Genomic DNA, 24,291 nt, shown 5'->3' on the forward strand with positions numbered 1-24,291 from the left:
GATGTCAAGGCGGGAAAGATGCCTTGACATCGGGTTCTCCGCCGTGTTTTTGGCTTGGGACCGGGGATGGGGAGGGGTGGGCGGCCTGGTTTCGTTTGCTGGGCCGGGTTCTGTTGGCATGTGGATGGTGTGCTGGCACTCGTGGCCGCGTTTGCTGGGGGATGGTGGCAGGGCTGGTCGCGTTTGCCGGGAGGTTTCGGTGGCCAGTGGGGGATGGCGGCGGCTTCTGGTCGCGTTGGTGAGCGGGTTCCTGTGCGCGTGGGAGGTGGCCGGTCTGGTCGCGTTTCCGGGGTGGATCCGTTGGCGCGCGGGGGTGCGGTGGCGGGTTGGTCGCGTTTCCCCGAGTGTCAGTCTTTTCCGATGTCTTCGAACCACAGGGTCGGGTGGGTGGCGATGAAATCGCGCATCAGGGTGGTGCAGGCGTCGTCGTTCAGGACGCTGATGGTCACGCCGTGTTCGGCCAGCCAGTCGTGGCCGCCGTGGAAGGTGGTTGCCTCGCCGATCACGACGCGCGAGATGCCGAACTGGCGCACCAGGCCGGAGCAGTACCAGCACGGCGAAAGCGTCGTCACCATCACCGTGTCGCGGTAGTGGGGGCGGCGTCCCGCGTTGCGGAACGCCGCCGTTTCCGCGTGCATGGCGGGATCATCGTCCTGGACGCGGCGGTTGTGCCCGCGCCCCAGCAGTTCTCCGTCCACGGTGAACAGCGCCGCGCCGATCGGGACACCGCCTTCGGCCTTGCCCAGCAGCGCTTCTTCCCGTGCGATGGCCAGCATGCTCTCGTCGTCGCGCATTCGCCCACTGTCGCCGCGCCGTCAGCGGTTGGCAAGACGGGCGTGGAAGAACTCCCGGATGTCCGCGGCGAGCAGGTCCGGCGCCTCCATCGCGGCGAAGTGCCCGCCCCGGTCGTATTCGGTCCAGTGCACCACGGTGTGCTCCAGTTCCACGGCCCGCCGGATCGACACGTCGTGCGGGAACACCGCCACGCCCGTGGGCACCGGCGACTTCGCCGCCGCGCTCCAAGCCCCCGCGTGCGCGGTCTCGTAGTACAGCCGGGACGAAGACGCGGCGGTGCCGGTCAGCCAGTAGAGCATCACGTTGGTGAGCAGCCGGTCCCGGTCGACGGCGTTCTCCGGCAGCGCCGCCGCCGGATCGGTCCATTCGAAGAACTTCTCCACGATCCAGGCGAGCTGGCCGACCGGGGAATCGGTGAGCCCGAACGCCAGCGTCTGCGGACGGCTGATCTGGATCATCGCGTACCCCGACTGCTCGTTTTCGAGGTAGCCGAGCCGCTCCACCCGCGCCTGTTCGGCCTCGGTCAGCGTCTCGCCGGGGTCGACCGGGGTGAACGCCGTCAGGCCGTTGCAGTGCACGCCGATGACCCGGTCGGGCACGAGCCGCGCGATCTCCGGCGACACGATCGCGCCGGTGTCCCCGCCCTGCACGCCGTACCGCTGGTAGCCGAGCCGGTCCATCAGCTCGACCCACGCCCGCGCGATCCGGGGCGAGTTCCAGCCGCTTTCCGTGGTGGGCCCGGACAGCCCGAACCCCGGGAGCGACGGGATGACCAGGTGGAACTCGGCGGTGAGCAGCTCGATCAGGTCCAGGAACTCGACGATCGAACCGGGCCAGCCGTGGGTGAGCAGCAGGGGCGTCGCGTCCGGGTCGGCGGAGCGCACGTGCAGGAAGTGCACCCGCTGCCCGTCGATCTCGGTGGTGAACTGCGGGTACGCGTTCAGCTCCTTCTCCGCCGCCCGCCAGTCGTAGGCGGTGCGCCAGTACTCGGCCAGCTCCCGCAGGTAACCCACCGGCACGCCCTGCGCCCAGCCGACGCCGGGCAGTTCGTCCGGCCAGCGGGTCTGCGCCAGCCGGACACGGAGGTCGTCGAGAGCGGCGTCGGGGAAGTCGATGCGAAACGGCTTGATCTCTTCGGTCATGTTCACCAAGGTAGAAGTCATTCAGGACAGGTTGTGTCCTCGATGAAGGAGACTTTGTGCGGACCTCGGCGAGATTGCTGCGCCTGCTCACCCTGCTGCAACTGCACCGTGAGTGGACCGGTGCCGAACTCGCCGCACGCCTCGAAGTGGATGTCCGAACCGTGCGACGCGACGTCGATCGCCTGCGTGAGCTGGGCTACCCGGTGCATTCGACCCCTGGCGTGGCGGGCGGCTACCGGCTCGGCGCGGGCGCCGCGCTGCCGCCGTTGCTGCTGGACGACGACGAGGCCGTCGCGGTCGCGGTGAGCCTGAGCACCGCGGCGGGCGGCACGGTGACCGGGATCGAGGAGACCTCGGTGCGTGCGCTGATGAAGCTCGACCAAGTGCTGCCCTCGCGGCTGCGCCATCGGGTGAACGCGTTGCAGTCGGTGACCCTGCCGCTCGGCGGCGGGGTTTCGGCGGTCGCCCCGGCCCAGCTGACCGCGATCGCCGCCGCCTGCCGTGACCGCGAACGTTTGCGCTTCGCCTACGCCGCCTCGGACGGCACCGCCACCGAGCGCCGGGTCGAGCCGCTGAAACTCGCCTGCACCGGCCGTCGCTGGTACCTGCTGGCGTTCGATGTCGACAAGGAGGCCTGGCGCACGTTCCGGGTCGACCGGATCACCGACGAACCCCGGATCGCCGGGCGGTTCGCCCCGCGCGAGCCACCCGCCGAAGACCTCGGCGCGTACCTCACCCGCCAGATCTCCAGCGCGCCCTACCGATACCGCTGCCGGGTGAAGCTGCACGCGCCCGCCGCGCGCATCGCCGAACTGGTCGGAGCCTCCGTCGGCGAGGTGGAGCCGATCGACGAGAACAGCTGCCTGCTGCACGCCGGCGGCGCCCGGATCGAGGAGATCCCGTTCTACCTGGCCCGCTTCGGCTGCGACTTCGAGGTGGAGGAACCCACCGAGCTGGCCGAGTACGTCCGGGAGCTGGCCGCGCGGTTCGGGCGGGCTGGCTGACCGACCGCTTAGTATGTCATCCTGGGCAGGTGAGCGCCCCTCAGTCGCCGGTCTTCGCACCGAGCATGCCGAGCACCAGGCCGGCGTACTCGCGGCCGAGCGCGGCGGGGGACTTGCGCATGCGGTCGGTGTACCAGCGCGCCACGTCGACGCCGAGTGACAGCACCGCCCGCGCGGCCGTGCGGGGCTCCGGCACGGTGAATTCGCCCGACGCCACACCCTCGGTGATCAGCTCGCGGACCAGTTGCTCGATGCGCCGCCGCAGCTGCCCGACCTCCTCGTACTCGGCCTCGGGCAGCGCCTGCAGTTCGTACTGCACCACCCTGGCCACGGTGTGGCGCCGCGCGTGCCAGGCGACGAAGTCCTCGACCAGCGCGATCATCTTGTCCGTCGCCGAATCCGGCCGCGCCACCACGCGCTCGACCAGCAGCAGCGTCTGCTCGTGGCCGTACTTGCTGATCGCGAACAGCAGCGCGGCCTTCGACGGGAAGTGCACGTACAGCGCCGCCGGGCTCATACCGGCGCGACCGGCGATGTCCCGGGTGGTGGTGGCGTGGAAGCCGCGGCGGGCGAAGGACTCGACCCCGGCCAGCATCAGCCGCCGGGCCGCGTCGGGCTGCACGTCGGGCCAGAGTTCGGCGGGCAGTTCGGCAGGCAGTGCGTCCGGTAATGCGTCCGGTACTGCGCCGCTCGGCTCGCTCATCGCGGAAACCTCCCCGATCGTGGCGGGCTTGACAGGCTGCCTGCCCCTTCGCATTGTAAGCGAGCGCTTAGCTCGAACCTCAGGTGACAAGGAGACCACACAGTGAACTCGTTGAAGGACCGCGTCGCGATCGTCACCGGTGCGAGCCGGGGCATCGGTCTCGGCATCGCGCGCACCCTCGTCGAGCGCGGCGCCAAGGTCTGCATCACCGCGCGCAAGCCGGAGCCACTGGCCGAGGCCGTGCGGGAACTGGGCGGACCGGACCACGCCATCGCGGTCCCCGGCAAGGCCGACGACGCCGAGCACCAGGCCGAGGCGGTCGCCAAGGCGGTGGAGACCTTCGGCAGCCTGGACATGCTGGTGAACAACACCGGCATCAACCCGGTCTACGGCCCGGCGCTGGACATCGACCCCGAGGCGGCGGCGAAGATCCTCGCGGTCAACGTGCTCGCCCCGCTGGCCTGGACCCGGCACGCGCGCGACGCGTGGATGGGCGAGCACGGCGGCTCGGTGGTCAACGTGGCCTCGGTCGCCGGGCTGGGCGCGTCGCCGGGCATCGGCATGTACGGCATCAGCAAGGCCGCGCTGATCCGGCTGACCGTGGAACTCGGCGCCGAACTGGGCCCGGGCATCCGGGTCAACGCCGTCGCGCCCGCCGTGGTCAAGACCAAGTTCGCCACCGCGCTCTACGAGGGCCGCGAGGAGGAGGTCTCGGCCGCCTACCCGATGAAGCGGCTCGGCCTGCCCGAGGACGTCGCGGGCGCGGTCGCCTTCCTGCTGTCCGACGAAGCGGGCTGGATCACCGGCCAGACCATGGTGCTCGACGGCGGCCGCACCCTGGTCGGTGGCCTGTGAGCGCCGAGCTGAAGGACGCCGGGATCGTCGTCACCGGCGGTGGCGCGGGCATCGGCGCCGCGATGGCGCGGCGGTTCCACGCCGAGGGCGCCCGGGTGGTCGTGGCCGACCTGAACGGTGACGCGGCCGCCGCGGTGGCCGAGGAGATCGGCGGCACCGCGATCGCCGGGGACGCCGCCGGGGTCGAGGGCGTCGAGCAGTTGCTCGCCCGCTCGCGCGAAGTGCTCGGCGGGATCGACATCTTCTGCGCCAACGCCGGGATCGCGCCGCTCGGCGGGGCGGACAGCACCGAGGACGTCTGGGCGCGGGCGTGGGACGTCAACGTGATGGCCCACGTGCGGGCGGCGAACGCGCTGCTGCCCGAGTGGCTCGAGCGCGGCCGCGGGCGGTTCGTCGCGACGGTGTCGGCGGCCGGAATCCTGACCAGCCTGGGTTCGGCGCCGTACTCGGTGACCAAGCACGGCGCGCTGGCGTTCGCCGAATGGCTCAGCGCCACCTACCGCCACCGCGGGATCGACGTGCACGCGGTCTGCCCGCAGGGCGTGCGGACGAACATGCTGGCCAACACCGGCAAGGGCGGTCAGCTGCTGATGGGCGCGTCGGCGATCGAACCGGAGCAGGTGGTCGACGCCCTGCTCGAGGCGATCGGCGAGAAGCGGTTCCTGGTGCTGCCGCACCCGGAGGTGGCCGACTACTACGCGGCCCGCGCCACGCAGACCGATCGCTGGCTCGGCGGGATGAACAAGTTGCAGCGGAAGGTCGAAGCGCTCGGGGAGTGAGATGACCGACGACTGGCAGCCGGAGGTCGACGAGATCGCCCGGCGGCGCGAGCTCGCGCACCGCATGGGTGGTGAGGCCAAGATCGCCCGTCAGCACGCCGCCGGGCGGCTCACCGTGCGCGAGCGCATCGAGGCCCTGGTCGATCCGGGCACCTTCGACGAGATCGGCGCGCTCGCCGGCTTCGGTCAGTACACGGAGGACGGTGCGCTGGAGTCGTTCACCCCGGCCAACTTCGTCGTCGGCACGGCCAGGCTGGACGGTCGCCGGGTGGCGCTCGGCGCGGACGACTTCACCGTGCGCGGCGGCGCGGCCGACGCCGGGATCATCGGCAAGCAGGTGCACGCCGAGCGGCTGGCGAACGAGCTCGGCCTGCCGCTGGTCCGGCTGATCGAAGGCACCGGTGGCGGCGGCAGCGTCAAGTCGCTGGAGGACTCCGGATTCACCTACGTGCCGTTCAACCCGGGCTGGGACCTGGTGGTGGACAACCTTTCCGCGGTCCCGGTGGTCTCCGCCTGCCTGGGCCCGGTGGCCGGGCTCGGTGCGGCGCGGGCGGTGATGTCGCACCTGTGCGTGCTGGTCGAAGGTGCCGGGCAGTTGTTCGTCGCCGGACCGCCGCTGGTCCGGCACGCCACCGGCGAAGATCTGTCCAAAGAGGAACTCGGTGGCGCGGCGGTGCACCGCCGCAGTGGTGCGGTCGAGCGGATCGTGCGCAGCGAAGCCGAGGCTTTCGCCGTGATCAAGGCGTTCCTGTCGTACTTACCGGCCAATGTGGACTCACTGCCCGCGGTCGTCCCGTCTGCCGACGATCCCGCGAGGGCGGAGGAGGCGCTGATCTCGCTGGTGCCGCGCAACCGGCGCAAGCCGTACCGGTTGCGGCCGCTGCTGGACGCGGTGTTCGACGCGGACTCGGTGTTCGACTACGCGTGCTACGGCGGTTCGGCGTATACCGGGCTGGCGCGGCTCGACGGCCACCCGGTCGGCGTGATCGCCACCGATCCCTACCGCGGCGCGACGCTGACCGCCGAGGGCGCCGACGCGATCACCCGGCTGGTCGACCTCTGCGAGACCTTCCACCTGCCCCTGGTCAACCTCACCGACCAGGCGGGCATGGTGATCGGCCTGGCGGGGGAGAAGCGCGGCTCGATCCGCCGCGGCGCGCGGGCGATCACCGCCGTCTACCAGGCCCGCGTGCCCTCCGCCGAGGTGATCGTGCGGCGGGTGTTCGGCGTCGGCGGGGCCGGGATCACCAACCGGCACCGGCTGGTGCGCCGGTGGGCGTGGCCGTCGGGTGACTGGGGCTCGCTGCCGATCGAGGGCGGGATCGAAGCCGCCTACCGAGCCGAACTGGAGGCCGCCGAGGATCCGCAGGCGCTGCTGGCCGAGATCCGGGAGCGGCTGGACAAGGTCCGCTCGCCGTTCCGGACCGCGGAGAAGTTCGGTGTCGAGGACGTCATCGACCCCAGGGAGACCCGCGCGCGCCTGTGCGACTGGGTGACCGATGCCTACCGGGTCCTGCCCAAACTCCTCGGCCGCCCGTCCTTCGGCGTACGCCCCTAGTAGGGCTTAACGCCGATGTCCGGCCGCACTCGAACGCTGCTACGAAGACACCGCCGTGCTCGTCCCCGGCCCGGTGACGGACGGTGGCGCTATGCCATCGACAATCCGTTCGGCACGGCCGCCGGTTAACGCGCCGGATGCCCAGGCAGCTGTCGCATTTTCGCTAGCGCGGCGCCGCGTGCCCGGCGATGCTGGTGCGGTGCAGGAAGTACGGGAAGTACACGAGGACACCGAGCGGTGCGTGCGAGCCGTGCGGTCGAAGGACGCCCGGTTCGACGGCTGGTTCTTCACCGTCGTGCTCACCACGCGGATCTACTGCCGGCCCAGCTGCCCGGTGGTCCCACCGAAGGCCGAGAACATGCGGTTCCTGCCCAGCGCGGCCGCCGCGCAGCAGGCGGGGTTCCGCGCGTGCAAGCGCTGCCGTCCCGACGCGAGCCCCGGTTCGCCGAAGTGGAACGAGCGCGCGGACCTGGTGGCCAGGGCGATGCGGTTGATCGCGGACGGTGTGGTCGACCGCGACGGCGTCGACGGCCTGGCGCGGCGGCTCGGGTACAGCGTTCGCCAGGTGCAGCGGCAACTGCTCGCCGAACTCGGCGCCGGACCGCTGGCGCTCGCGCGGGCCCAGCGCGCGCAGACCGCGCGCCTGCTCATCGAGACCAGCACGCTGCCGATGGGCGAGGTCGCGCTGGCGGCCGGATTTTCCAGCCTGCGCACGTTCAACGACACCGTGCGCGAGGTCTTCGCCATGTCACCGACCGAGTTGCGCCGCCGGGCCGGAAGCGGCGGACCGGCCTCCGGCGTGCTTTCACTCCGCCTGCCGTTCCGCGCGCCGCTCTACGCCGAGGGCCTGTTCGCCGTGCTCGCCGCCGAAGCCCTGCCAGGGGTGGAGGAGTGGCGTGACGGCGCGTACCGCCGGACGCTGCGGTTGCCGAACGGGCCGGGGATCGTCGCGTTGCGGCCGATGCCGGGGCACATCGCCGCGGAGTTGTCGCTGACCGACCTGCGTGACCTGCACACCGCGATCAACCGCTGCCGCCGCCTGCTCGACCTCGACGCCGACCCGGAAGCGGTCGACGCCCTGCTCGCCGAGGACAGCGTGCTGGCTCCGCTGATCGCGGCGCGGCCGGGGCGCCGCGTGCCGCGCACGGTGGACGGCGCCGAGTTCGCCATCCGGGCGATCGCGGGGGAGAAGGCGGCGGCACTGGCCGCGAAGCACGGTGAACCGGTCGACGACCCCGGTGGCGGGCTTTCGCTGCTCTTCCCCGAACCGGCGGCGCTGGTCGACGAGGAGCCGGTCGCCGCGCTGGCCCGTGCGCTCGCTGGTGGTGACCTCGAACTGGGCGCGGGCAGCGACTGGAACCGGGCCAGGGACCGGCTCGCCGCCATCGATCCGGCCAAAGTGGAACTGATCGCGATGCGCGCGCTGGGCGATCCGGACGCTTTCCCCCGGCCCGGTTCCGGCCGGCGGTGGCGGCCGTGGCGGGCCTACGCCGCGCAGTACCTGCAAGATTCGGCAACGGAAAGGGAAATCGCATGACCACCCGGGTGCACACGGTGGTGGACAGCCCCGTCGGAGAGCTGACCCTGGTCGCCGAGGGCGATCGGCTGGCCGGCCTCTACATGGAACAGCAGCGCCACCGCCCGCCGGACGAGCGCTTCGGCACGCGCGACGAGACGCCGTTCGCCGAGACCACCTTGCAGCTCAAGGAGTACTTCGCCGGGCAGCGCACCGAATTCGACCTGCCGCTGCACTTCGACGGCACCGAGTTCCAGCGTGCGGTGTGGACGGAGCTGTGCCGGATCCCGTTCGGGGACACCGTTTCCTACGCCGAACTGGCCGCGCGGGTCGGCAGGCCGAGCGCGGTGCGCGCGGTCGGCGCGGCCAACGGGCGCAACCCGATCAGCATCGTGGTGCCGTGCCACCGGGTGATCGGCAGCGGCGGCAGCCTCACCGGGTACGGCGGCGGGCTGCCCCGCAAGCAGTTCCTGCTCGCCTTCGAAGGGGTGCCGGGGCAGCTTCAGCTGGGGTAGGGCGGGAATTCGGGTGGACGGCGTTCGTTCCAGCTGGTCACGCCCTCGGCGAGTTCGGGGTGGCCGAACGAGTCGAGCATGAGGCCGGTCGCGCGCCGCGCCGATTCGGCCAGTGGCAGCGCCGTCTCCACCCGGACCTGGTCCTTGATCAGCGCCATCGACCGCGGCGCGCTGTAGGTGGCGAGTTCGGCCGCGTACGCCGTCGCCGCGTCGAGCAGTTCCTCCGCCGGCCGGACTTCCTGCACCAGGCCGTAGTCGAAGGCCTGCTCCGCGGTGAAGGTGCGCCCGGAGAGCAGCAGGTCCAGCGCCCGGCCCCGCCCGACGAGTTCGGGCAGCAGCTTGGCGATCCCGTATTCGGCGATGAGCCCGCGGCGCACGAACGCGGTGGTGAACTTCGCGCCCGCCGCGGCGAACCGGACGTCGGCGGCACAGGCGACCACGAACCCGAGCCCGGCGCACCCGCCGTTGATCGCGGCGACCACCGGTTTCGCGACCGTGGCGGCGGCGAGCACGTCGACATAGCCACCGTCGTCGGCTGTCACGTCCTTGTCGGCCACACCGGTCGAGCCGATGCCCGCGAGCGCGTCGAGATCCGCGCCAGGGCAGAAGGACCGGCCCGCGCCGGTGACCACCACCGCGCGCACCGCCGGATCCTGTTCGGCCTCGCGCAACGTCCTGCCGTACCGGGTGCGCATCGCCGGGTCCATCGCGTTGTGCCGCTCGGGCCGGTCGAACGTGAGCGTGGCGATCCCGGCGGTGATCGCATACCGCACTCCGTCGGCCGGTGTGGTTCCGGTCATCGGGCACCTCCCTTTCCGGCCCCAGACTAAGCGGTTGCTTAGGTCGGCGTCGAGGCGTAGTTTCACAGATACCGACTGGTCGGTGTGCGTTGTGGAGGACGGGTGAGCTGGTACGAGGACAAGCCGTGGGTGGCGCGGTACGACCGTCGGTTGTTCGCCGCCGAACCGGCGTGGCACGACTCGGTGCTGTCGGCCTTCCGGCACGCGGTCGCGGCGGTGCCGGACCGCACGGCGGTGGCCTACTTCGACGGCGGGCTGACCTACGCCGAGGTCGACCGGCTCAGTGACGGCGTGGCGAACCACCTGCTGGCGCGCGGGTTCCGGCGCGGCGACCGGCTCGCGCTGATCCTGCAGAACATCCCGCAGTTCGTGCTGGCGCTGCTCGGCGCGTGGAAGGCGGGCGGGGTGGTGGTGCCGGTCAACCCGATGTACCGCCGAGCCGAACTCGAGCACGTCTTCGCCGACGCCGGGGTGCGCGCGGTCGTGTGCTCGCAGCGCGGCTGGAACCGCGGGGTCTCCGAGGCGGCGCGGGGCATCGGCATCGCGCTGACCACCAGCGAACTCGATCTGCAGACCCGTGACGACGACCGGGTGTTCAACGCGGTGGTTTATGAGGACACCGAGGGCGCCGACGACCTGCTCGACGCGGCCAACGACGCCCCGGGCGCCCCGCCCGACCCGGGCCTCGGCGGCGACGAGGTCGCGCTGATCAGCTACACCTCCGGGACCAGCGGCCAGCCCAAGGGTGCCACCAACACCCACCGCAACCTCGCGGTCAACGCCGGATCACTGCGGAACTTCAGCGGGATGGCCGAGGGCAGCACGCTGTTCGCGCTGGCGCCGCTGTTCCACATCACCGGCATGGTCTGCGAACTCGCGTCGGCCTTCGACCTGGCGGGCACGCTGGTGCTGGCGTACCGGTTCGAGCCGGGCGTGGTGCTGGACGCCTTCGCCGAGCACCGGCCCGCCTACACCGTCGGCCCGGCCACGGCGTACCTCGCGCTGATGTCGCACCCGTCGGCGAGCCGCGAGCACTTCGCCTCGTTCGAACTGCTCTACTCCGGCGGCGCCGCCCTGCCGCCCGCCGTGGTGGAGACCTTCGAAGCGCGGTTCGGGCACTACCTGCACAACGGGTACGGGCTCACCGAGACCACCGCGGGCTGCATCACCGTGCCCGCTTCACTGCGCGCGCCGATCGACCCGGAGTCCGGCACCATCTCCATCGGCCTGCCGACCCCGGACACCGTGGTCCGCATCGTCGACGACCAGGGCGCCGAGGTGCCGCCGGGCAAACCGGGGGAGATCGTCGTCGAAGGGCCGACGGTGGTGCCGGGGTACTGGAACCGGCCCGCCGACACCGCCGCCGCGCTGCCCGCGGGCCGCCTGCGCACCGGCGACGTCGGGTTCATGGACGCCGACGGCTGGGTCTACGTGGTCGACCGCAAGAAGGACATGATCAACGCCTCGGGTTTCAAGGTGTGGCCGCGCGAGGTCGAGGACGTGCTCTACACCCACCCGGCGGTGCGGGAAGCCGCTGTCGTCGGCGTGCCGGACGAGTACCGCGGCGAGACGGTGAAGGCGTACGTGAGCGCCCGGCCGGGGCAGCGGCCGGCACCCCGCGAGCTGATCGACTACTGCGCCGAGCGGCTGGCGGCGTACAAGTACCCGCGCTCGATCGAGGTGCTGGACGAACTGCCGAAGACGCTGAGTGGCAAAATCCTGCGCCGGGAGTTGCGGGCACGGGGTTGAGTGCCGGGGCGGTGTACGTACGGTGATCATCGTCTCGGTACGCTCAGCTTCCGAGCAGAAACGGCTCGCCGCAGGTGAGCCGGGTGACGGGAAGGGGGCCGGGCGATGACTCGAGCCAGCGCCGGGAAGCCGGGCACCACGATCGAGGAGAATGGTTACGCTCCGGGGTCGGTGCCGCGGCGGCTGCTGTCCGTGGCCACCAAGCTCTTCGCGAAGAAGGGCTTCGACCGGACCTCGGTCCAGGAGATCGTCGAGGCCGCCGGAGTCACCAAGGGCGCGATGTACCACTACTTCGGCTCGAAGGACGACCTGCTCTACGAGATCTACGCGCGCGTGCTGCGGGAGCAGACCGATCAGCTCGAGCGCCTGATGGCCGGGGACGCGCCGCTGGCCGAGCGGCTGAGCGCCGCCGCCTCCGACGTCGTGGTCAGCACGATCGCCAACCTCGACGACGCCACCATCTTCATGCAGTCGATGCACCACCTCAGCCCGGAGAAGCAGAAGTCGGTGCGGGCCGAACGCCGCAAGTACCACGAGCGCTTCCGCTCGCTGATCGAGGAAGGGCAGTCGAGCGGGGAGTTCCGCGCCGACAAGCCCGCGGACCTGGTGCTGGACTTCTTCTTCGGCGGCGTGCACCACCTGGGCTCGTGGTACCGGCGCAGCGGCTCGATGTCCGCGCAACAGGTCGGCGACCACTACGCGGACCTGCTGCTCTCGGCGCTTCGGCCGGTCTAGAGGTCCTTTCAATACGGCACGACCGCGCGGGGCACGATGTCGTCGAGCCGCCGCTCGACCACCGTGCCCGGCGGGTAGTGCGCGGCGAGGCGGAGCAGGCTGGCGGCGAGGTCCCCGGCGATGTCCAGCGGATAGCCCTGCTGGTCGAGGCTGGAGCGGATGGCCTCGATGTAGTCGGCTTCGGTGAAACCCGGCCGTTCCACCACCATCGCCGTGGTGCCGGCGCGGTGGGAGTTCATCCCGGAGAAGGCGCGGCCGCAGCCGCAACCCCCGTCCGGGTCGGCCTGGTCCGCGCTGCAGACCAGGCCTATCCAGACCAGTTCACCGTCGACGCAGTAGCTGAAGTCGTTGCGGCGGGCGCCCTGGGTCACCTCGGTGGCGACGAGCAGTTTCATGGCGGCTCCCTCCGGCCTCGGCGAAAACACCTGCCTCAGCAGTACCACCCGCCACCGACAAAACCCACCGCCACCAGGGGGCGCACGGCTCCCGGCATGGCCAGTGTCACCCCCGAGGGACACGAATGTGGCTTTGGGGGCGTATTCGGCCCCGAAAGCCACATTTGTGTCCAAGAACTAGCCCGGTAGGTCCAGCAGGGTGGCCAGCGCGGCGCGGTGCCGGCCCGCGGTGCCCAGGGCGATCTGGTTCGCCTTCGCCCGCTTCAGGTACAGGTGCGCCGGGTGTTCCCAGGTCATGCCGATCCCCGCGTGCAGCTGGATGCACTCTTCGGCCGCGTGCACCGCTATGTCCGAGCACAGCGCCTGCGCCACCGCGGCCGCCACCGGCAGGTCCGGGTCCTGCCGCGCCAGGCAGTCCGCGGCGTAGCGCGCGGCGGCGCGGGCCGAGACCAGTTCCAGCCACAGGTCCGCGAGCCGGTGCTTCAGCGCCTGGAACGAACCCACCGGACGGCCGAACTGGTACCGCCCTTTGAGGTAGCGCACGGTTTCCTCGAGGCACCACTCCGCCAAGCCCAGCTGCTCGGACGCCAGCAGGGCGGCACCGGCGGTCAAGGCCGCGGTCAGCGCTTCCGTCGCCTCGGCGCCCGAGGCGATCAGCGTGCCGTGGGCGCCGGAGAGCGTCACGTCGGCGACGCGCCGGGTCAGGTCCAGTGAGACCAGTTCCGACACGGTGAACCCGGAGTCCACGATGTACAGGCCGTCCCCGGCGGGCACGACGAGGACGTCCGCCACCGAGGCGTCGGCGACCGTGCCCACCCGGCCGGTCAGCACCCCGTCCGAAGCCTCCACTGTGGACTTGAAGGTGTCCGCCGTGCTGGACAGCGGCACAGCCAGCACGGCGGTCGTGGTGCCCGCGGCCAGTTTGCCCAGCAGTTCGTGGTCCGTGCCGGTGGCGAGCAGCGCGTTGGTGGCCAAGACCGCGCTGCCGAGGAACGGCACCGGTGCCACGCTGCGGCCCAGTTCCTCCAGTACCAGCGCGATTTCCCGGGCCGACGCCCCGTGTCCGCCACGGTTCTCGGGCACCTGCAGCCCGGCGGCGCCGAGGTCACCGGCCAGCGCACGCCACAGCTTCAGGTCGTACGGTTCACCGCTTTCCGCGCGCTTGAGCAGCGCCGAGGGCTCACAGTGGTCGGCGAGCAGCGCCCGCACGCTCGCCCGCAGGTCGTCCTCGACGTCGGAGTACAGCAGATCCGCGGTCATCGGGGCAGGTCCTTCCAGGCGACGTCCTTGTCCACGCGCGGCTCGGACGGCAGCCCGAGCACCCGCTCCGAGATGATGTTGCGCAGGATCTCCGAGGTACCGCCCTCGATCGAGTTCCCCTTGGCCCGCAGGTAGCGGTACCCGGCTTCACGCCCGGTGAAGTCCACTTTGTCCGGACGGCTCATGGTCCAGTCGTCGTAGTGCAGGCCCTCTTCGCCGAGCAGTTCCAGTTCCAGTCCGGAGATCTCCTGGTTCAGCGTGGAGAACGCGAGCTTCATCCCCGAGCCCTCCGGGCCGGGCGAACCCGCCGCGAGCTGCTGGCGCAGCCGCGTCCCGGCCAGCCGCACGCCTTCGGACCGCACCCACAACCGCAGCAGCCGGTCGTGCAGTTCCGGCGTGCGCAGCTCCGGCCGTTCACGCCACAGCTTCGCGGCGATGCCGATCATGCCGCCCTCGCGCGGGATGGCGTGCCCGCCGATCGCGACCCGCTCGTTCATCAGCGTGGTCTGCGCGACCTTCCAGCCCTCGCCGACCTCGCCGAGCCGGTTCGCGTCGGGGATGCGGACCCCGGTCAGGAAGACCTCGTTGAACTCGGCCTCACCGGTGATCTGCCGCAGCGGCCGGACCTCGACGCCGGGGGCGTGCATGTCGCAGATGAAGTAGGTCATGCCCTGGTGCTTGGGCACGTCCGGATCGGTGCGGGTGACCAGGATGGCGAAGCGCGCGGTGTGCGCGCTGGAGGTCCACACCTTCTGTCCCGTCACCACCCAGTCTTCCCCGTCACGCACCGCGCGCGTGCCCAGCGCCGCGAGGTCCGAGCCCGCGCCGGGCTCGGAGAACAGCTGGCACCAGACCTCTTCGCCGATCCACAGTGGACGCAGGTAGCGCTTGCGCTGTTCGTCGTCGCCGAATTTGAGGATGGTCGGGGCGGCCATGCCCAGCCCGATGCCGATGCGGCGCGGGTCGTTGTCCGGTGCGCCTGCCGCGGCCAGTTCGGCGTCCACAACGGACTGCAGCGCACGCGGCGCGTCCAGTCCGCCCAGGCCTTCGGGGAAGTGCACCCAGGCCAGTCCGGCGTCGAACCGGGCCTGGAGGAAGGCGGAGCGGTCGGCGATGTCGTGCTCGTCGAGCAGTTTCCGGGTCCGCTCGCGCAGGTCGTCGGCGGTGATGGTCATCGGGCGTGCTCCGTCCGGTACTGCTTGAGTTCGCGGTGGGCCAGCGAGCGCTTGTGCACCTCGTCCGGGCCGTCGGCCAGGCGCAGCATGCGTGCCGACATCCACAGCTCGGCCAGCGGGAAGTCCTGGCTGACGCCACCGGCGCCGTGTGCCTGGATGGCCTTGTCGATGATCCACTCCACCGAGGCGGGGGTGGCGATCTTGATCGACTGGATCTCGGTGTGCGCGCCCTGGTTGCCCGCGGTGTCCATCAGCCAGGCGGTCTTGAGCACCAGCAGCCGCAGCTGCTCGATCCGCACCCGCGACTCGGCGATCCAGTCCTGGACCACGCCCTGCTCGGCGATCGGCTTGCCGAAGGTGGACCGCGAAAGCGTGCGCTCGCACGTGAGCTTCAGCGCCCGCTCGGCCATGCCGATCAGCCGCATGCAGTGGTGGATCCGGCCGGGGCCGAGCCGGGCCTGCGCGATGGCGAACCCGCTGCCCTCCTCGGTGAGCAGATTTTCCGCAGGCACGCGCACGTTCTCGAACACCACTTCGGCGTGCCCGCCGTGGTCGCCGTCGCTGTAGCCGAACACCTTCATGCCGCGCTTGACGGTCATGCCTGGGGTGTCGCGGGGGACCAGGATCATGCTCTGCTGCCGGTGCGGCGGCGCGTCCGGATCGGTCTTGCCCATCACGATGAAGATCTGGCAGTTCGGGTTCATCGCGCCGGAGATGAACCACTTCCGGCCGTTGATCACGTACTCGTCGCCGTCGCGCTCGATGCGGGTGGAGATGTTGCGCGCGTCGGACGAGGCCACGTCGGGCTCGGTCATCGCGAAGGCCGAGCGGATCTCCCCGTCCAGCAACGGCTGCAGCCACTGCTTGCGCTGCTGCTCGGTGCCGAACATGGCGAGCACTTCCATGTTCCCGGTGTCCGGGGCGGCGCAGTTCAGCGCGGCCGGGGCCAGCCGGGGGCTGTGCCCGGTGATCTCCGCCAGCGGGGCGTACTGCAGGTTGGTCAGGCCGCCGCCGTGGTCGCCGGGCAGGAAGAAGTTCCACAGCCCGCGACGGCGGGCCTCCGCCTTGAGCTCGTCGACGATCGGCACGCTGGTCCACTCGCTGTCGCGCTCGGCGAGCTGTTCCTCGAACACCGCTTCGGCCGGGTAGACGTGCTCGTCCATGAAGGACAGCAGCCGCTCCCGGAGTTCCTCGGTCTTCGCGTCGTAGGCGAATTCCATCGTCACTTCTCCTCTTTGAGAATCTCGTTGCCGTGTGCGACCAGCGGAGCCACGCCGGCCCCGACCTTCTCGAAGCCTTCGCCCACCGTTTTCCCTTGCGTGAAGCGGAAGTAGATGCCCTCCAGGATCACCGCGAGCTTGAAGAAGGCGAACCCGACGTACCAGTTCAGCTTCGACACGTCCCGGCCGGAGCGCTCGGCGTAGCGCGAGACCACCTCGTCCGAGGTCGGGTAACCCGCCGCCGAAGTCGCGCTGGAGACGAAGCCGAGGTTCACCGCGTCCCGCTCGGCGTAGGCCAGCAGCAGCGCGACGTCGGTGAGCGGGTCGCCGAGGGTGGACATCTCCCAGTCCAGCACCGCGGTGATCCGGTCGCCGGTGCCGTCCTGCGCGACGAGGACGTTGTCCAGCCGGTAGTCGCCGTGGATCACCGTGGGCGGGCCCGAAACCGGCACCGCGGCGGCCAGCCGGTCGTGCAGCCGGTCGATCCCGGGGACCTCCCGGCTGCGCGAGCCGTCCAGCTGCTTCTTCCAGCGCCGCAACTGCCGCTCGAGGAAGCCCTCGGGGCGGCCGAAGTCACCCAGCCCCACCGCCGCCGGGTCCACCGCGTGCAGGTCGACCAGGGTGTCCACTAGTGCCAGCGCGATGTCGCGCGTGCGCCGCTCGCCGAGCGCCTCCATCTCCTCACGGGCGCGGTACGGCGTGCCGGTCACGAACTCCATCAGGTAGAACGGCGCGCCGAGCACCTCGGTGTCCTGGCACAGCAGCAGCGTCTCCGGCACCGGCACCCGGGTGGGGTGCAGCGCGGTGATCACCCGGTGCTCGCGCACCATGTCGTGCGCGGTGGGCAGCACGTGCCCCAGTGGCGGGCGGCGCACGACCCACTGGCCGGTACCGTCACCGACCACGTAGGTGAGGTTGGAGCGGCCACCCTCGATCACCGTGCCGCGCAGCGGTCCCGACAGCAGTCCGGGCAGCACCTCGTCCACGTGCGCGCGCAGGCGCTCGAGGTCGAGTCCGGGCAGGTCTTCGCGGGTGGCCATCTGCTCTCCTGTCGAATTTCGGCGTTCCGGTAAGCGTACCGACTAGTCGGTATGGAGTACAGGCGGGTGGGCCGGGTGCCGCCCGGTGGGCGGGCTCAGCGGATCAGCCGGGCGACGGTCTCGGCCACGCATGCGGGCTTCGCCTCGCCGTCGATCTCGATGGTCCACCGGACCACCGCCTGCTTGCCGCCCGGCACGTCGGTCACCTCGACGAGTTCGGCACCGGCGCGCACCTTCGAGCCGACCTTCACCGGCTGCGGGAAGCGCACCTTGTTCAGGCCGTAGTTGATGCCCATGGACAGGTTGTCCACCCGGTAGATGTCCTTGCCGAACCGCGGGATGAGGGACAGGGTCAGGTAGCCGTGCGCGATGGTGCCGCCGAACGGCCCGGCCGCGGCCCGCTCGGTGTCCAGGTGGATCCACTGGTGGTCACCGGTGGCGTCGGCGAACTGCTGGACCTGCTCCTGGCTGATGGTCAGCCACTCGCTGTGGCCAAGGTGTTCGCCGACCGCGGCGGTGAAGGCGTCGACGTCGGGGAAAGTGCGCATGGTCTCAGTCCCTCGGTCCGCCGGCGACGTAGATGACCTGGCCGGAGATGAACCCGGCGCCTTCGCTGACCAGGAACGCCGCCAGGTTCGCGATGTCGGCGGGCTCGCCGACGCGGCGCACCGGGATCTGCTCGGCGGCGGCCTTCTTGAAGTCCTCGAAGTCCATGCCCACCCGCTCGGCGGTGGCGGCGGTCATGTCGGTGGCGATGAAGCCCGGGGCGATGGCGTTCGCGGTGACGCCGAACTTGCCCAGCTCGATGGCCAGCGTCTTGGTGAAGCCCTGCAGCCCGGCCTTCGCCGCGGAGTAGTTGACCTGACCGCGGTTGCCCAGCGCCGAGGTGCTCGACAGGTTGACGATCCGGCCCCAGCCCTGCTCGGTCATGTGCTTCTGGACCGCGCGCGTCATCAGGAACGAGCCGCGCAGGTGCACGCCGATGACCGAGTCCCAGTCCTGGTCGGTCATCTTGAACAGCAGGTTGTCGCGGGTGATGCCGGCGTTGTTGATCAGCACGGTCGGCGGGCCGAGCTCATCGGCCACCTGCGCGACCGCGCGCTCCACCTGCTCGGCGTCACTGACGTCCAGGCTGACGCCGACGGCGCGGCCACCGCCCGCGGTCAGCGTCTCGGCACCCTGCTTGACGGCGTCGGCGTCCAGGTCCAGCAGTCCGACGGCGAATCCGTCCGCGGACAACCGCGCGGCCACCGCCGCGCCGATACCGCGACCGGCGCCGGTGACGATCGCGACACGGGAAGGGGACTGGGTCACTTGTACCTCCTGAAGCGAGTACGAAAGCGCGACGGCTTCGAGCATGCGCCCGGCCGCCGCGCTAAGCAAGCGCTTAGGAAGTTACTAGTCCCGGTTCCCCCTCGGGTGTGACCTGTGTCATGTTCGCCTCGGCCGGGTGCTTCACCCGGAGCGCGCCGTAGCCGAGTGCGACGAGCGCGAACATCTCGTTCAGCGCCATCAGCCGCTCGACCAGGCCCAGCGGCACGAAGGTCCACCACGCCTCGCCGCCGGCGAGCATGTTCAGCACGCCGACGAGGATCAGCCCGAACCACATCAGCGAGGTGACCCCGAAGAACACCGCGATCCGGCGGGCGGTGGGGGAGTGCCGGAACACCGAGCGGGCGCCGATGATCACCGCGAGCGGCAGCGCGACGAAGGCGACCACGCTGGCGTACCGGTGGATCGTGCCGCCGAGGCTCGGGCCGACCGCCCAGTTCGTCTTCGGGAAGGCCACGATCAGCAGCAGGCTGGCGGTCCACAGGCCGCCGAACACGGTGGCCGCGGACACCGGAGCGAGCAGGCCGCGCCGGATCAGCGCGTAGAGCAGCACGGCTGAGCCGACGGCGACCAGCACGAGGCCGAGGTCGAAGATCCAGCGGCTGTCGGTGAGCGCGTACTGGCTGATGGTCCGGCGGACCGGGCTGATGTCGGCGGTGCCCGGCAGGACGTGCAGCAGGGCGACCAGCACGACGCCGGTGGCCAGTGCGGCGAACCCGGCGAAGGCGTCGGCCGGTGAAGTGCGGGCGGGCGGCGTCATGGAACTCCTCGGCGCGCTCGGTGTTGACTGTCCGGTTTCGAGGTTATGGACCGAACATGACGAAATCCTGAGAGCGAGCTGTCGACCCGCTTGCTTGACACCGGTGGGCGGTCGTGTCACTTTGTATCGCCATGAGCCTGTCAGACAGGCGGACAGGCGGGGTCGCGCCTCGCCGGGTGACCGCGATGGAGGCCGTGCTCGGCGAAATCCGCGGGGCCATCGAGCGTGGCGAGTACCGCGTCGGCGACAAGCTCCCGGCCGAGGCGGCGATGGCGCAGACGCTCGGCGTCAGCCGGTCGGTGATCCGGGAAGCGCTGCGGGCTTCGGCGGCGCTGGGGCTGACGGTGTCGCGCACCGGCAAGGGCACCTACGTGCAGGCCGCCGGCGCGGCGCAGAACCCGATCTTCGGCTCGTACTCGGCGCGGGACCTGCTCGAAGTGCGGCGGCACGTGGAGATCCCGGTCGCCGGGTACGCCGCCCTCCGCCGCGGCGCCGACGACCTCGACCGGCTCACCTCGCTGACCGAGCGAATGCGGCAGGAAACCGACGACACGGCATGGGTCGCGTTGGACACGCTTTTCCATATCAGCGTGGCGCAGGCCTCGGGGAATCCGGTGTTCGCGAAGGTCATCGAGGAAATCCGGGACGCTTTGCGGCAGCAGTCTTTCTTTTTGAACAAGCTCGCGGATCGGCGGGAACGGTCGAATCGGGAGCACGAGGTGATTGTCGAGGCGATTGCTTCGGGGGTGGTGGAGGGTGCTGAGGGGGCTATGACTGTGCATCTGGAATTGGTGGAAAAGTCTTTGAGTGCAGTTGTTTCTGCGTAGGGTTCTTGGGGTCACCCCGGTTTTTTATTGTGACTACGGCGAGTGCCTCGATGTCAAGGCGGGAAAGATGCCTTGACATCGAGGCACTCGCCGTGTTTTGGGCTGGGGACCGGGGATGGGGAGGGCCGGGTGACGTCGGGGTCTGGTGGGGTGCCCGGGTGCGGTGGGGTGGTGGGGGTGGCTGGTGCCGTGAATGTGGCTTTCACGGCGGAATTCGCCGTGAAAGCCACATTCACGGCGTCTTTTTTGACGTGGCGGCTCCTGAGTGTGGGGTTCGGGTGCCTGGGTGTGGGGTTCGGGTGCGGGAGTGTGGGACTCGCCCGGGCGTCGTGGTATTTCGGGCGAGTCCCACGTTCAGGTAGCCGAGTTCTGCGCTCCTGCAGCTGAAACCCACACTCGGCGCACCTGGGGTGGGGGGTGAGTGTCACGAATGTGGCTTTGGGGGCCGAATACGCCCCGAAAGCCACATTCGTGACAGGGGGGGTCAGAAGGGGGTGGGGGTGGTGGAGCCGACCAGGGATTGGGTCAGTTGGTTCCGCCGTGAGATGCCCAGTTTGCGGTAGATGTTCGTCAGGTGGAATTCGATGGTGCGGCGGCTGAGGACCAGGGCCTGGGCGATTTCCGGGTTGCTCTTGCCCTGGGCGGCCAGGGTGGCGATGTTGTGTTCCCGCCGGGTGAGGACCTGGGGCTGCGCGGTGGCGGGCGAGTGCAGTTGCTGGTGGATCCGGCCCGCGAGGGCGATGGCGCCGCAGGCGGTGGCGGTCGACATGGCCTGGTGCAGCATGGTCGCGGCTTGTTCGTGGCCGCCGGCGCAGCCCAGTTGTACCGCGAGGTCGGCTTGCGCCTGCGCGAACTCCAGCTTCGCCTGCGAGCGGCCCAGTACCTCCACCGCCTCGGTCAGGAGGTCGACGGAGCGCGCGTCTTCGGTGACGGTCGCGGCGGTGTGCAGGGCGATGCCGAGGGTGCGCGGCAGGCCCCGCTTCCTGGCGAAGGCCAGCTGCGTTTTCGCCAGCAGGATGGCCTCTTCGTGGTTGCCGAGCTGGAACTGGGCCAGCGCGGCCGGTACGCGCCAAGGGATCTGCGGGTGGTCGACGTAGCCGAACCGCTCCAGGCGCCGCCCGCAGTCGAGTTGGTCGTTCAGTGCGGCGGTGTGGTTGCCCAGCGACGCGTGCAGCAGGCCGCGGCCGTGCAGGGCCATGCAGGTGCGCAGATAGGTGGTCTTCGCGATGTGCCGGTGGCGCGCCAGCAGGAGTTCGGCGGCTTCGGTGTCCTGCTGGATCGCGGCCAGGCGCATTTCGGTGCCGTCGAGCAGCGCCGGGATGATGCCGCGGCGGATTTCGAAGGCCTCCAGCTTGTCCCGCGCGGTCTGCGCGTCGGAGCGGGCGGAGGTGAGCTGGCCGATCTGGTACCGGATGTCCGCGCAGTAGGCACTGGCCAGCCCGGTCGCCAGCGGCAGGCTGCGCCTGCGGTCGTCGAGCACTTCCTCGCAGATCTGCAGTGCGAGGTCGTACTCCTCCAAATTGGACAGTGCGCCGACCACCGCGCCGAACGCGCGCAGCTCGCCGAGGTCGTTCAGCGAGCCGGGTGGGGTGGAGTCCAATGCCAGGCGGCGCAGGGCGGCGGCCGACATGTGGTCCAGTGCCACCGCGCCGTGTTCGGCCACGAAGGCGTTGAGCCGCCGGCGCGCCTGCGGGGTGGAACTGTTGCGGCGCCGCAGGTTCGCCAGTCGCTGCGGCACGGTGGTCGCGGTGTGCGGATCGTGGCGCGACAGGTACAGGATCTCGGTTTCCAGCTCCGAGGCCAGTTCCGGGTGGTGCGGGTCGAGCCGGTCGACCGCGTTCTGCAGCACGTTCAGCGACTCGCGGAACCTGTCGCATTCGGACAGTGCACCGGCCAGCAGGGTGGCGACCCTGGCCTGACGGCGGGGATCCGCGTTCTCCGACTCCACCATGGACAGGTGGTGCACGGCCGCGGGCGGGTCGGCGTGGATCTCGGCGGAGCCCAGTTCGAACAGCACCTCGTTGCGCTGTTCGGCGGACAGCGGCTCGTGCAGCACCCGGCGCAGGTGCACCACGGCGGTGTTCGGGTCGCCGTCGGTGATCGCGTCCCGCGCGGCGGTCAGGAGGGTGTGCACCGCCCAGTCCTGGCCCACCTGACGGGTTTCCTGCAGGTGCGCGGCGATGCGGGCGCACGGCGCGTGCACGCCGTTGAGGAAGCGCGCGGCCTTGGTGTGCGCGGTGTGCAGGTCCTGCGGGGTCAGTCGGCAGGCGATCGCGGCCTGGATGCCGCGCTCGGTGAAGGCCAGCGTCTCGGTGTCGGCGAGCAGGTCCATCTCACGCAGCCGCCGCGCGGCCCAGAAGGTGGCCGAGGCGGGCAGGCCGGCGACCGCGGCGGCCAGCTCCAGGTCGGCGTCGGTGCCTTCGAGGGCGGCGATCGCCTGCGCCAGCGAGACCAGCGCGGTGTCCTCCTGCTCCAGCCGGTGGTAGATGGTGGTGGCCAGTTCCTGCGCGCCGAACCGGGACAGGTCCAGCCGCTCGCCCGCCGCGTGGCAGGAACGCAGCAGGCCTTCGAGCAGTGCCGGGTTCCCGGCGGTCGCCGTCTGGCAGGTGCGGACGAACTCGGCGGAGACGTCCTCACCGAGGGTGCCGGTGAGCAGCTCGGTGATCGCCTCGGCGTCCAGGCCGCCGATCTCCAGCTGCTCCGCGCCGGTGACCCCGGGTGCCCTGCCGAAGGGGCCCGCCTCGGCGCCGCGGGTGCCGGCGGTGAAGATGCCGATGCGCTGCCCCGAAAGCCGCCGCGACACGTAGTCGAGCCATTGGGTGGACAGCGAATCCGCGAAGTGCACGTCGTCGATCACCAGCAGGAGCGGGGAACCCTCGGCGAGGGACCTCGACAGGTGCCACAGGGAGTGGAAGGTGGAGTGCAGGTCCACCGCGGTGGCCGACGGCCCGGCTTCCAGCACCTCCACGGCGAACGCCGCGGGCCCGCCGAGCAGCCGCTCGCGTTCCTCCTGGCTCGCTTCGAACACCGTGCTTTCCAGCAACTGGCGCACCACGCCGAAGACGAAGTCGCGTTCGAGCCGGGCGGAGCGGGCGGTGAGCACGCGGAACCCCCGCGAGGCGGCCTCGCCGGAGGCCGCGGCGAGCAGGGCGGTCTTGCCGGAACCGGCTGTGCCGGCCAGGTTCAGGATGGTGGGACGGCCGCAGGCCACCGCGTCGAGGTGCTCGCCGAGCACGCGCAGCTGTTCGGCGCGCCCGCGAAGCCGCGGCGCGTGTGGGGCGAAACCCTCCACGGCTACCTCCCGTGTCCTGTTCCCGGCCCGGGGTGCTCGCGCTGACCAGCGTCCTGTCCGGCTGTCCGACAGGTATCGAGCGACCCTGTCACCGGAGTCCGGCGGCTGTCAAGACGAGTGCTCGCCGGGTACCGCCGACCGGGGGAGGTGCGGAGCGGGCGAGGGCGGCGGGAAGTGTGATTCGCGCCGCCGGGGCTGCGAGATCGAACGCGACGGTGTTCACTGTGTTGCGTGCGCGTTTCACGTTAGAGCGCATTAATGGACACCTCCCGCTGACGGGCCGAACTGGGCGACCGGACCGGTTTGGGCAATCCGTATCTTAGGCGAGCCCGTCCCCCCATGCGGCGAATTAACATGCACTTAAGGTTGCCCCCCGCCGTGCGCCGTCCGGGGCGCCCCCGGCGGTCCGCGGCCCTGCGGAGGGGTCACCGGCCGTGTGCGGAGACTACGGTTCGTGATCATCCACTGTGGCACGCCGTGGTGTCACCGGACCACCCCCGCGCGGGGGCCCATCCGCCGGTGAACCTGCGATTTCCTTGCCATTCAAGGCATTTCGCCCAGTTCTATGACGCTGTTACGCAGGTCGGGCGGATAGTTCCCAACATCTCTGTGGATCGACCTGTGGAGTTCCGCAGTACCTGTGGAGTGACTCATGTGTGACGATAGGTGCACTCGAGCAGTTACATGAGTCGAGGGACTGGGGCCCGCTCGGTGGGCGCGGAGGACGTCGTGGCGACTCCGCTGCCGGGGGGCCGGTCAATTGCCACAAGCGATTGATCGGCGATCCGGTGACCGCCCGAGGAAGCGGATTTCGGTCCGAAATGCCGGAACTCGCTCGA

General features: G+C 70.6%; 22 protein-coding genes. 9 read left to right on the forward strand and 13 right to left on the reverse strand.

The genetic code is table 11. From position 1 onward, the window contains the following. Positions 1-347 precede the first annotated feature (347 nt). Both L3Q67_RS28180 and L3Q67_RS28185 read right to left on the reverse strand, forming a co-directional pair. A complete protein-coding gene (locus L3Q67_RS28180) occupies positions 348-794 on the reverse strand; it encodes a nucleoside deaminase (protein ID WP_499184451.1) in 447 nt (148 codons plus the stop codon). A gap of 21 nt (positions 795-815) precedes the next feature. Then, entirely contained in the window at positions 816-1,958 is a 1,143-nt protein-coding gene (locus L3Q67_RS28185) for an epoxide hydrolase family protein (RefSeq protein WP_499184452.1), read from the reverse strand. A gap of 35 nt (positions 1,959-1,993) precedes the next feature. Between L3Q67_RS28185 and L3Q67_RS28190 the strand changes: the two genes are divergently transcribed. After that, positions 1,994-2,941 (forward strand): helix-turn-helix transcriptional regulator, encoded by a 948-nt coding sequence (locus L3Q67_RS28190; RefSeq protein ID WP_499184453.1) that lies wholly within the window; start codon positions 1,994-1,996, stop codon positions 2,939-2,941. Between the two features lie 40 nt (positions 2,942-2,981). On the opposite strand, the gene L3Q67_RS28195 is transcribed toward L3Q67_RS28190, so the two are convergent. Then, entirely contained in the window at positions 2,982-3,644 is a 663-nt protein-coding gene (locus tag L3Q67_RS28195) for a TetR/AcrR family transcriptional regulator (protein WP_499184454.1), read from the reverse strand. A gap of 102 nt (positions 3,645-3,746) precedes the next feature. Between L3Q67_RS28195 and L3Q67_RS28200 the strand changes: the two genes are divergently transcribed. The 5 genes from L3Q67_RS28200 to L3Q67_RS28220 all read left to right on the forward strand — a co-directional run bounded on the left by L3Q67_RS28200 (position 3,747) and on the right by L3Q67_RS28220 (position 8,867). Next, on the forward strand, positions 3,747-4,499 hold the full coding sequence (locus L3Q67_RS28200) for an SDR family oxidoreductase (protein ID WP_499184455.1): 753 nt from the start codon (positions 3,747-3,749) through the stop codon (positions 4,497-4,499). Positions 4,500-4,561: 62 nt separating this feature from the next. Further along, on the forward strand, positions 4,562-5,278 hold the full coding sequence (locus L3Q67_RS28205; RefSeq protein ID WP_499191664.1) for an SDR family oxidoreductase: 717 nt from the start codon (positions 4,562-4,564) through the stop codon (positions 5,276-5,278). Between the two features lies 1 nt (position 5,279). Further along, positions 5,280-6,836, forward strand: a complete 1,557-nt coding sequence (locus tag L3Q67_RS28210) for an acyl-CoA carboxylase subunit beta (RefSeq protein ID WP_499184456.1) — start codon at positions 5,280-5,282, stop codon at positions 6,834-6,836. A 199-nt stretch (positions 6,837-7,035) separates the two neighbouring features. Further along, the gene (locus L3Q67_RS28215; RefSeq protein ID WP_499184457.1) at positions 7,036-8,373 is read left to right on the forward strand and encodes a DNA-3-methyladenine glycosylase 2 family protein; all 1,338 of its coding nucleotides are present in this window, start codon (positions 7,036-7,038) and stop codon (positions 8,371-8,373) included. Beyond that, on the forward strand, positions 8,370-8,867 hold the full coding sequence (locus tag L3Q67_RS28220) for a methylated-DNA--[protein]-cysteine S-methyltransferase (RefSeq protein WP_499184458.1): 498 nt from the start codon (positions 8,370-8,372) through the stop codon (positions 8,865-8,867). The genes L3Q67_RS28215 and L3Q67_RS28220 overlap by 4 nt, the downstream gene beginning before the upstream one ends. Here L3Q67_RS28220 and L3Q67_RS28225 read toward each other — a convergent pair. Continuing rightward, on the reverse strand, positions 8,855-9,667 hold the full coding sequence (locus tag L3Q67_RS28225) for a Clp protease/crotonase-like domain-containing protein (protein WP_499184459.1): 813 nt from the start codon (positions 9,665-9,667) through the stop codon (positions 8,855-8,857). The two genes, L3Q67_RS28220 and L3Q67_RS28225, sit on opposite strands and share 13 nt — an antisense overlap. 102 nt (positions 9,668-9,769) lie before the next feature. Here L3Q67_RS28225 and L3Q67_RS28230 point away from each other — a divergent pair, with 102 nt between their 5' ends. Beyond that, positions 9,770-11,416, forward strand: a complete 1,647-nt coding sequence (locus L3Q67_RS28230) for a class I adenylate-forming enzyme family protein (protein ID WP_499184460.1) — start codon at positions 9,770-9,772, stop codon at positions 11,414-11,416. 105 nt (positions 11,417-11,521) lie between these two features. After that, on the forward strand, positions 11,522-12,151 hold the full coding sequence (locus L3Q67_RS28235; RefSeq protein ID WP_209668023.1) for a TetR/AcrR family transcriptional regulator: 630 nt from the start codon (positions 11,522-11,524) through the stop codon (positions 12,149-12,151). 8 nt (positions 12,152-12,159) lie between these two features. Here the strand turns inward: L3Q67_RS28235 and L3Q67_RS28240 are convergent, their stop codons facing one another. The 8 genes from L3Q67_RS28240 to L3Q67_RS28275 form a co-directional block, all read right to left on the reverse strand. Then, a complete protein-coding gene (locus L3Q67_RS28240; protein ID WP_499184461.1) occupies positions 12,160-12,546 on the reverse strand; it encodes a DUF7715 family protein in 387 nt (128 codons plus the stop codon). Positions 12,547-12,723: 177 nt separating this feature from the next. Then, a complete protein-coding gene (locus L3Q67_RS28245) occupies positions 12,724-13,806 on the reverse strand; it encodes an acyl-CoA dehydrogenase family protein (protein ID WP_499184462.1) in 1,083 nt (360 codons plus the stop codon). After that, complete coding sequence (locus L3Q67_RS28250) at positions 13,803-14,981, reverse strand: acyl-CoA dehydrogenase family protein (protein WP_499184463.1); 1,179 nt, start codon at positions 14,979-14,981, stop codon at positions 13,803-13,805. The genes L3Q67_RS28245 and L3Q67_RS28250 overlap by 4 nt, the downstream gene beginning before the upstream one ends. Beyond that, complete coding sequence (locus L3Q67_RS28255) at positions 14,978-16,201, reverse strand: acyl-CoA dehydrogenase family protein (protein WP_499191665.1); 1,224 nt, start codon at positions 16,199-16,201, stop codon at positions 14,978-14,980. The genes L3Q67_RS28250 and L3Q67_RS28255 overlap by 4 nt, the downstream gene beginning before the upstream one ends. Before the next feature lie 2 nt (positions 16,202-16,203). Continuing rightward, positions 16,204-17,241 (reverse strand): phosphotransferase family protein, encoded by a 1,038-nt coding sequence (locus L3Q67_RS28260; protein ID WP_499184464.1) that lies wholly within the window; start codon positions 17,239-17,241, stop codon positions 16,204-16,206. Between the two features lie 95 nt (positions 17,242-17,336). Continuing rightward, complete coding sequence (locus L3Q67_RS28265) at positions 17,337-17,789, reverse strand: MaoC family dehydratase (RefSeq protein WP_499184465.1); 453 nt, start codon at positions 17,787-17,789, stop codon at positions 17,337-17,339. A gap of 4 nt (positions 17,790-17,793) precedes the next feature. After that, complete coding sequence (fabG, locus tag L3Q67_RS28270) at positions 17,794-18,555, reverse strand: Rossmann-fold NAD(P)-binding domain-containing protein (RefSeq protein WP_499184466.1); 762 nt, start codon at positions 18,553-18,555, stop codon at positions 17,794-17,796. Positions 18,556-18,628: 73 nt separating this feature from the next. Then, positions 18,629-19,333 (reverse strand): DUF998 domain-containing protein, encoded by a 705-nt coding sequence (locus tag L3Q67_RS28275; RefSeq protein ID WP_499184467.1) that lies wholly within the window; start codon positions 19,331-19,333, stop codon positions 18,629-18,631. A gap of 185 nt (positions 19,334-19,518) precedes the next feature. Here L3Q67_RS28275 and L3Q67_RS28280 point away from each other — a divergent pair, with 185 nt between their 5' ends. Beyond that, complete coding sequence (locus tag L3Q67_RS28280; protein ID WP_499184468.1) at positions 19,519-20,160, forward strand: FadR/GntR family transcriptional regulator; 642 nt, start codon at positions 19,519-19,521, stop codon at positions 20,158-20,160. Between the two features lie 484 nt (positions 20,161-20,644). Here L3Q67_RS28280 and L3Q67_RS28285 read toward each other — a convergent pair whose 3' ends face one another. Beyond that, positions 20,645-23,452 carry an AAA family ATPase gene (locus L3Q67_RS28285; protein WP_499184469.1) on the reverse strand — a complete coding sequence of 936 codons (2,808 nt, stop codon included), beginning with the start codon at positions 23,450-23,452 and terminating at the stop codon, positions 20,645-20,647. Positions 23,453-24,291 lie beyond the last annotated feature (839 nt).

The organism is Saccharothrix sp. AJ9571, assembly GCF_021725495.1.
Lineage (GTDB): Bacteria > Actinomycetota > Actinomycetes > Mycobacteriales > Pseudonocardiaceae > Amycolatopsis > Amycolatopsis magusensis.

Bases quoted from the DNA above. Each gene is read 5' to 3' on its own strand.
- L3Q67_RS28185 (WP_499184452.1), bottom strand. From the start codon at position 1,958: ATGACTTCTACCTTGGTGAACATGACCGAAGAGATCAAGCCGTTTCGC.
- L3Q67_RS28240 (WP_499184461.1), bottom strand. From the start codon at position 12,546: ATGAAACTGCTCGTCGCCACCGAGGTGACCCAGGGCGCCCGCCGCAAC.
- L3Q67_RS28255 (WP_499191665.1), bottom strand. From the start codon at position 16,201: ATGGAATTCGCCTACGACGCGAAGACCGAGGAACTCCGGGAGCGGCTG.
- L3Q67_RS28220 (WP_499184458.1), top strand. From the start codon at position 8,370: ATGACCACCCGGGTGCACACGGTGGTGGACAGCCCCGTCGGAGAGCTG.
- L3Q67_RS28250 (WP_499184463.1), bottom strand. From the start codon at position 14,981: ATGACCATCACCGCCGACGACCTGCGCGAGCGGACCCGGAAACTGCTC.
- L3Q67_RS28260 (WP_499184464.1), bottom strand. From the start codon at position 17,241: ATGGCCACCCGCGAAGACCTGCCCGGACTCGACCTCGAGCGCCTGCGC.
- L3Q67_RS28195 (WP_499184454.1), bottom strand. From the start codon at position 3,644: ATGAGCGAGCCGAGCGGCGCAGTACCGGACGCATTACCGGACGCACTG.
- L3Q67_RS28180 (WP_499184451.1), bottom strand. From the start codon at position 794: ATGCGCGACGACGAGAGCATGCTGGCCATCGCACGGGAAGAAGCGCTG.
- L3Q67_RS28275 (WP_499184467.1), bottom strand. From the start codon at position 19,333: ATGACGCCGCCCGCCCGCACTTCACCGGCCGACGCCTTCGCCGGGTTC.
- L3Q67_RS28225 (WP_499184459.1), bottom strand. From the start codon at position 9,667: ATGACCGGAACCACACCGGCCGACGGAGTGCGGTATGCGATCACCGCC.
- L3Q67_RS28210 (WP_499184456.1), top strand. From the start codon at position 5,280: ATGACCGACGACTGGCAGCCGGAGGTCGACGAGATCGCCCGGCGGCGC.
- L3Q67_RS28265 (WP_499184465.1), bottom strand. From the start codon at position 17,789: ATGCGCACTTTCCCCGACGTCGACGCCTTCACCGCCGCGGTCGGCGAA.
- L3Q67_RS28205 (WP_499191664.1), top strand. From the start codon at position 4,562: ATGGCGCGGCGGTTCCACGCCGAGGGCGCCCGGGTGGTCGTGGCCGAC.
- L3Q67_RS28235 (WP_209668023.1), top strand. From the start codon at position 11,522: ATGACTCGAGCCAGCGCCGGGAAGCCGGGCACCACGATCGAGGAGAAT.
- L3Q67_RS28245 (WP_499184462.1), bottom strand. From the start codon at position 13,806: ATGACCGCGGATCTGCTGTACTCCGACGTCGAGGACGACCTGCGGGCG.
- L3Q67_RS28280 (WP_499184468.1), top strand. From the start codon at position 19,519: ATGGAGGCCGTGCTCGGCGAAATCCGCGGGGCCATCGAGCGTGGCGAG.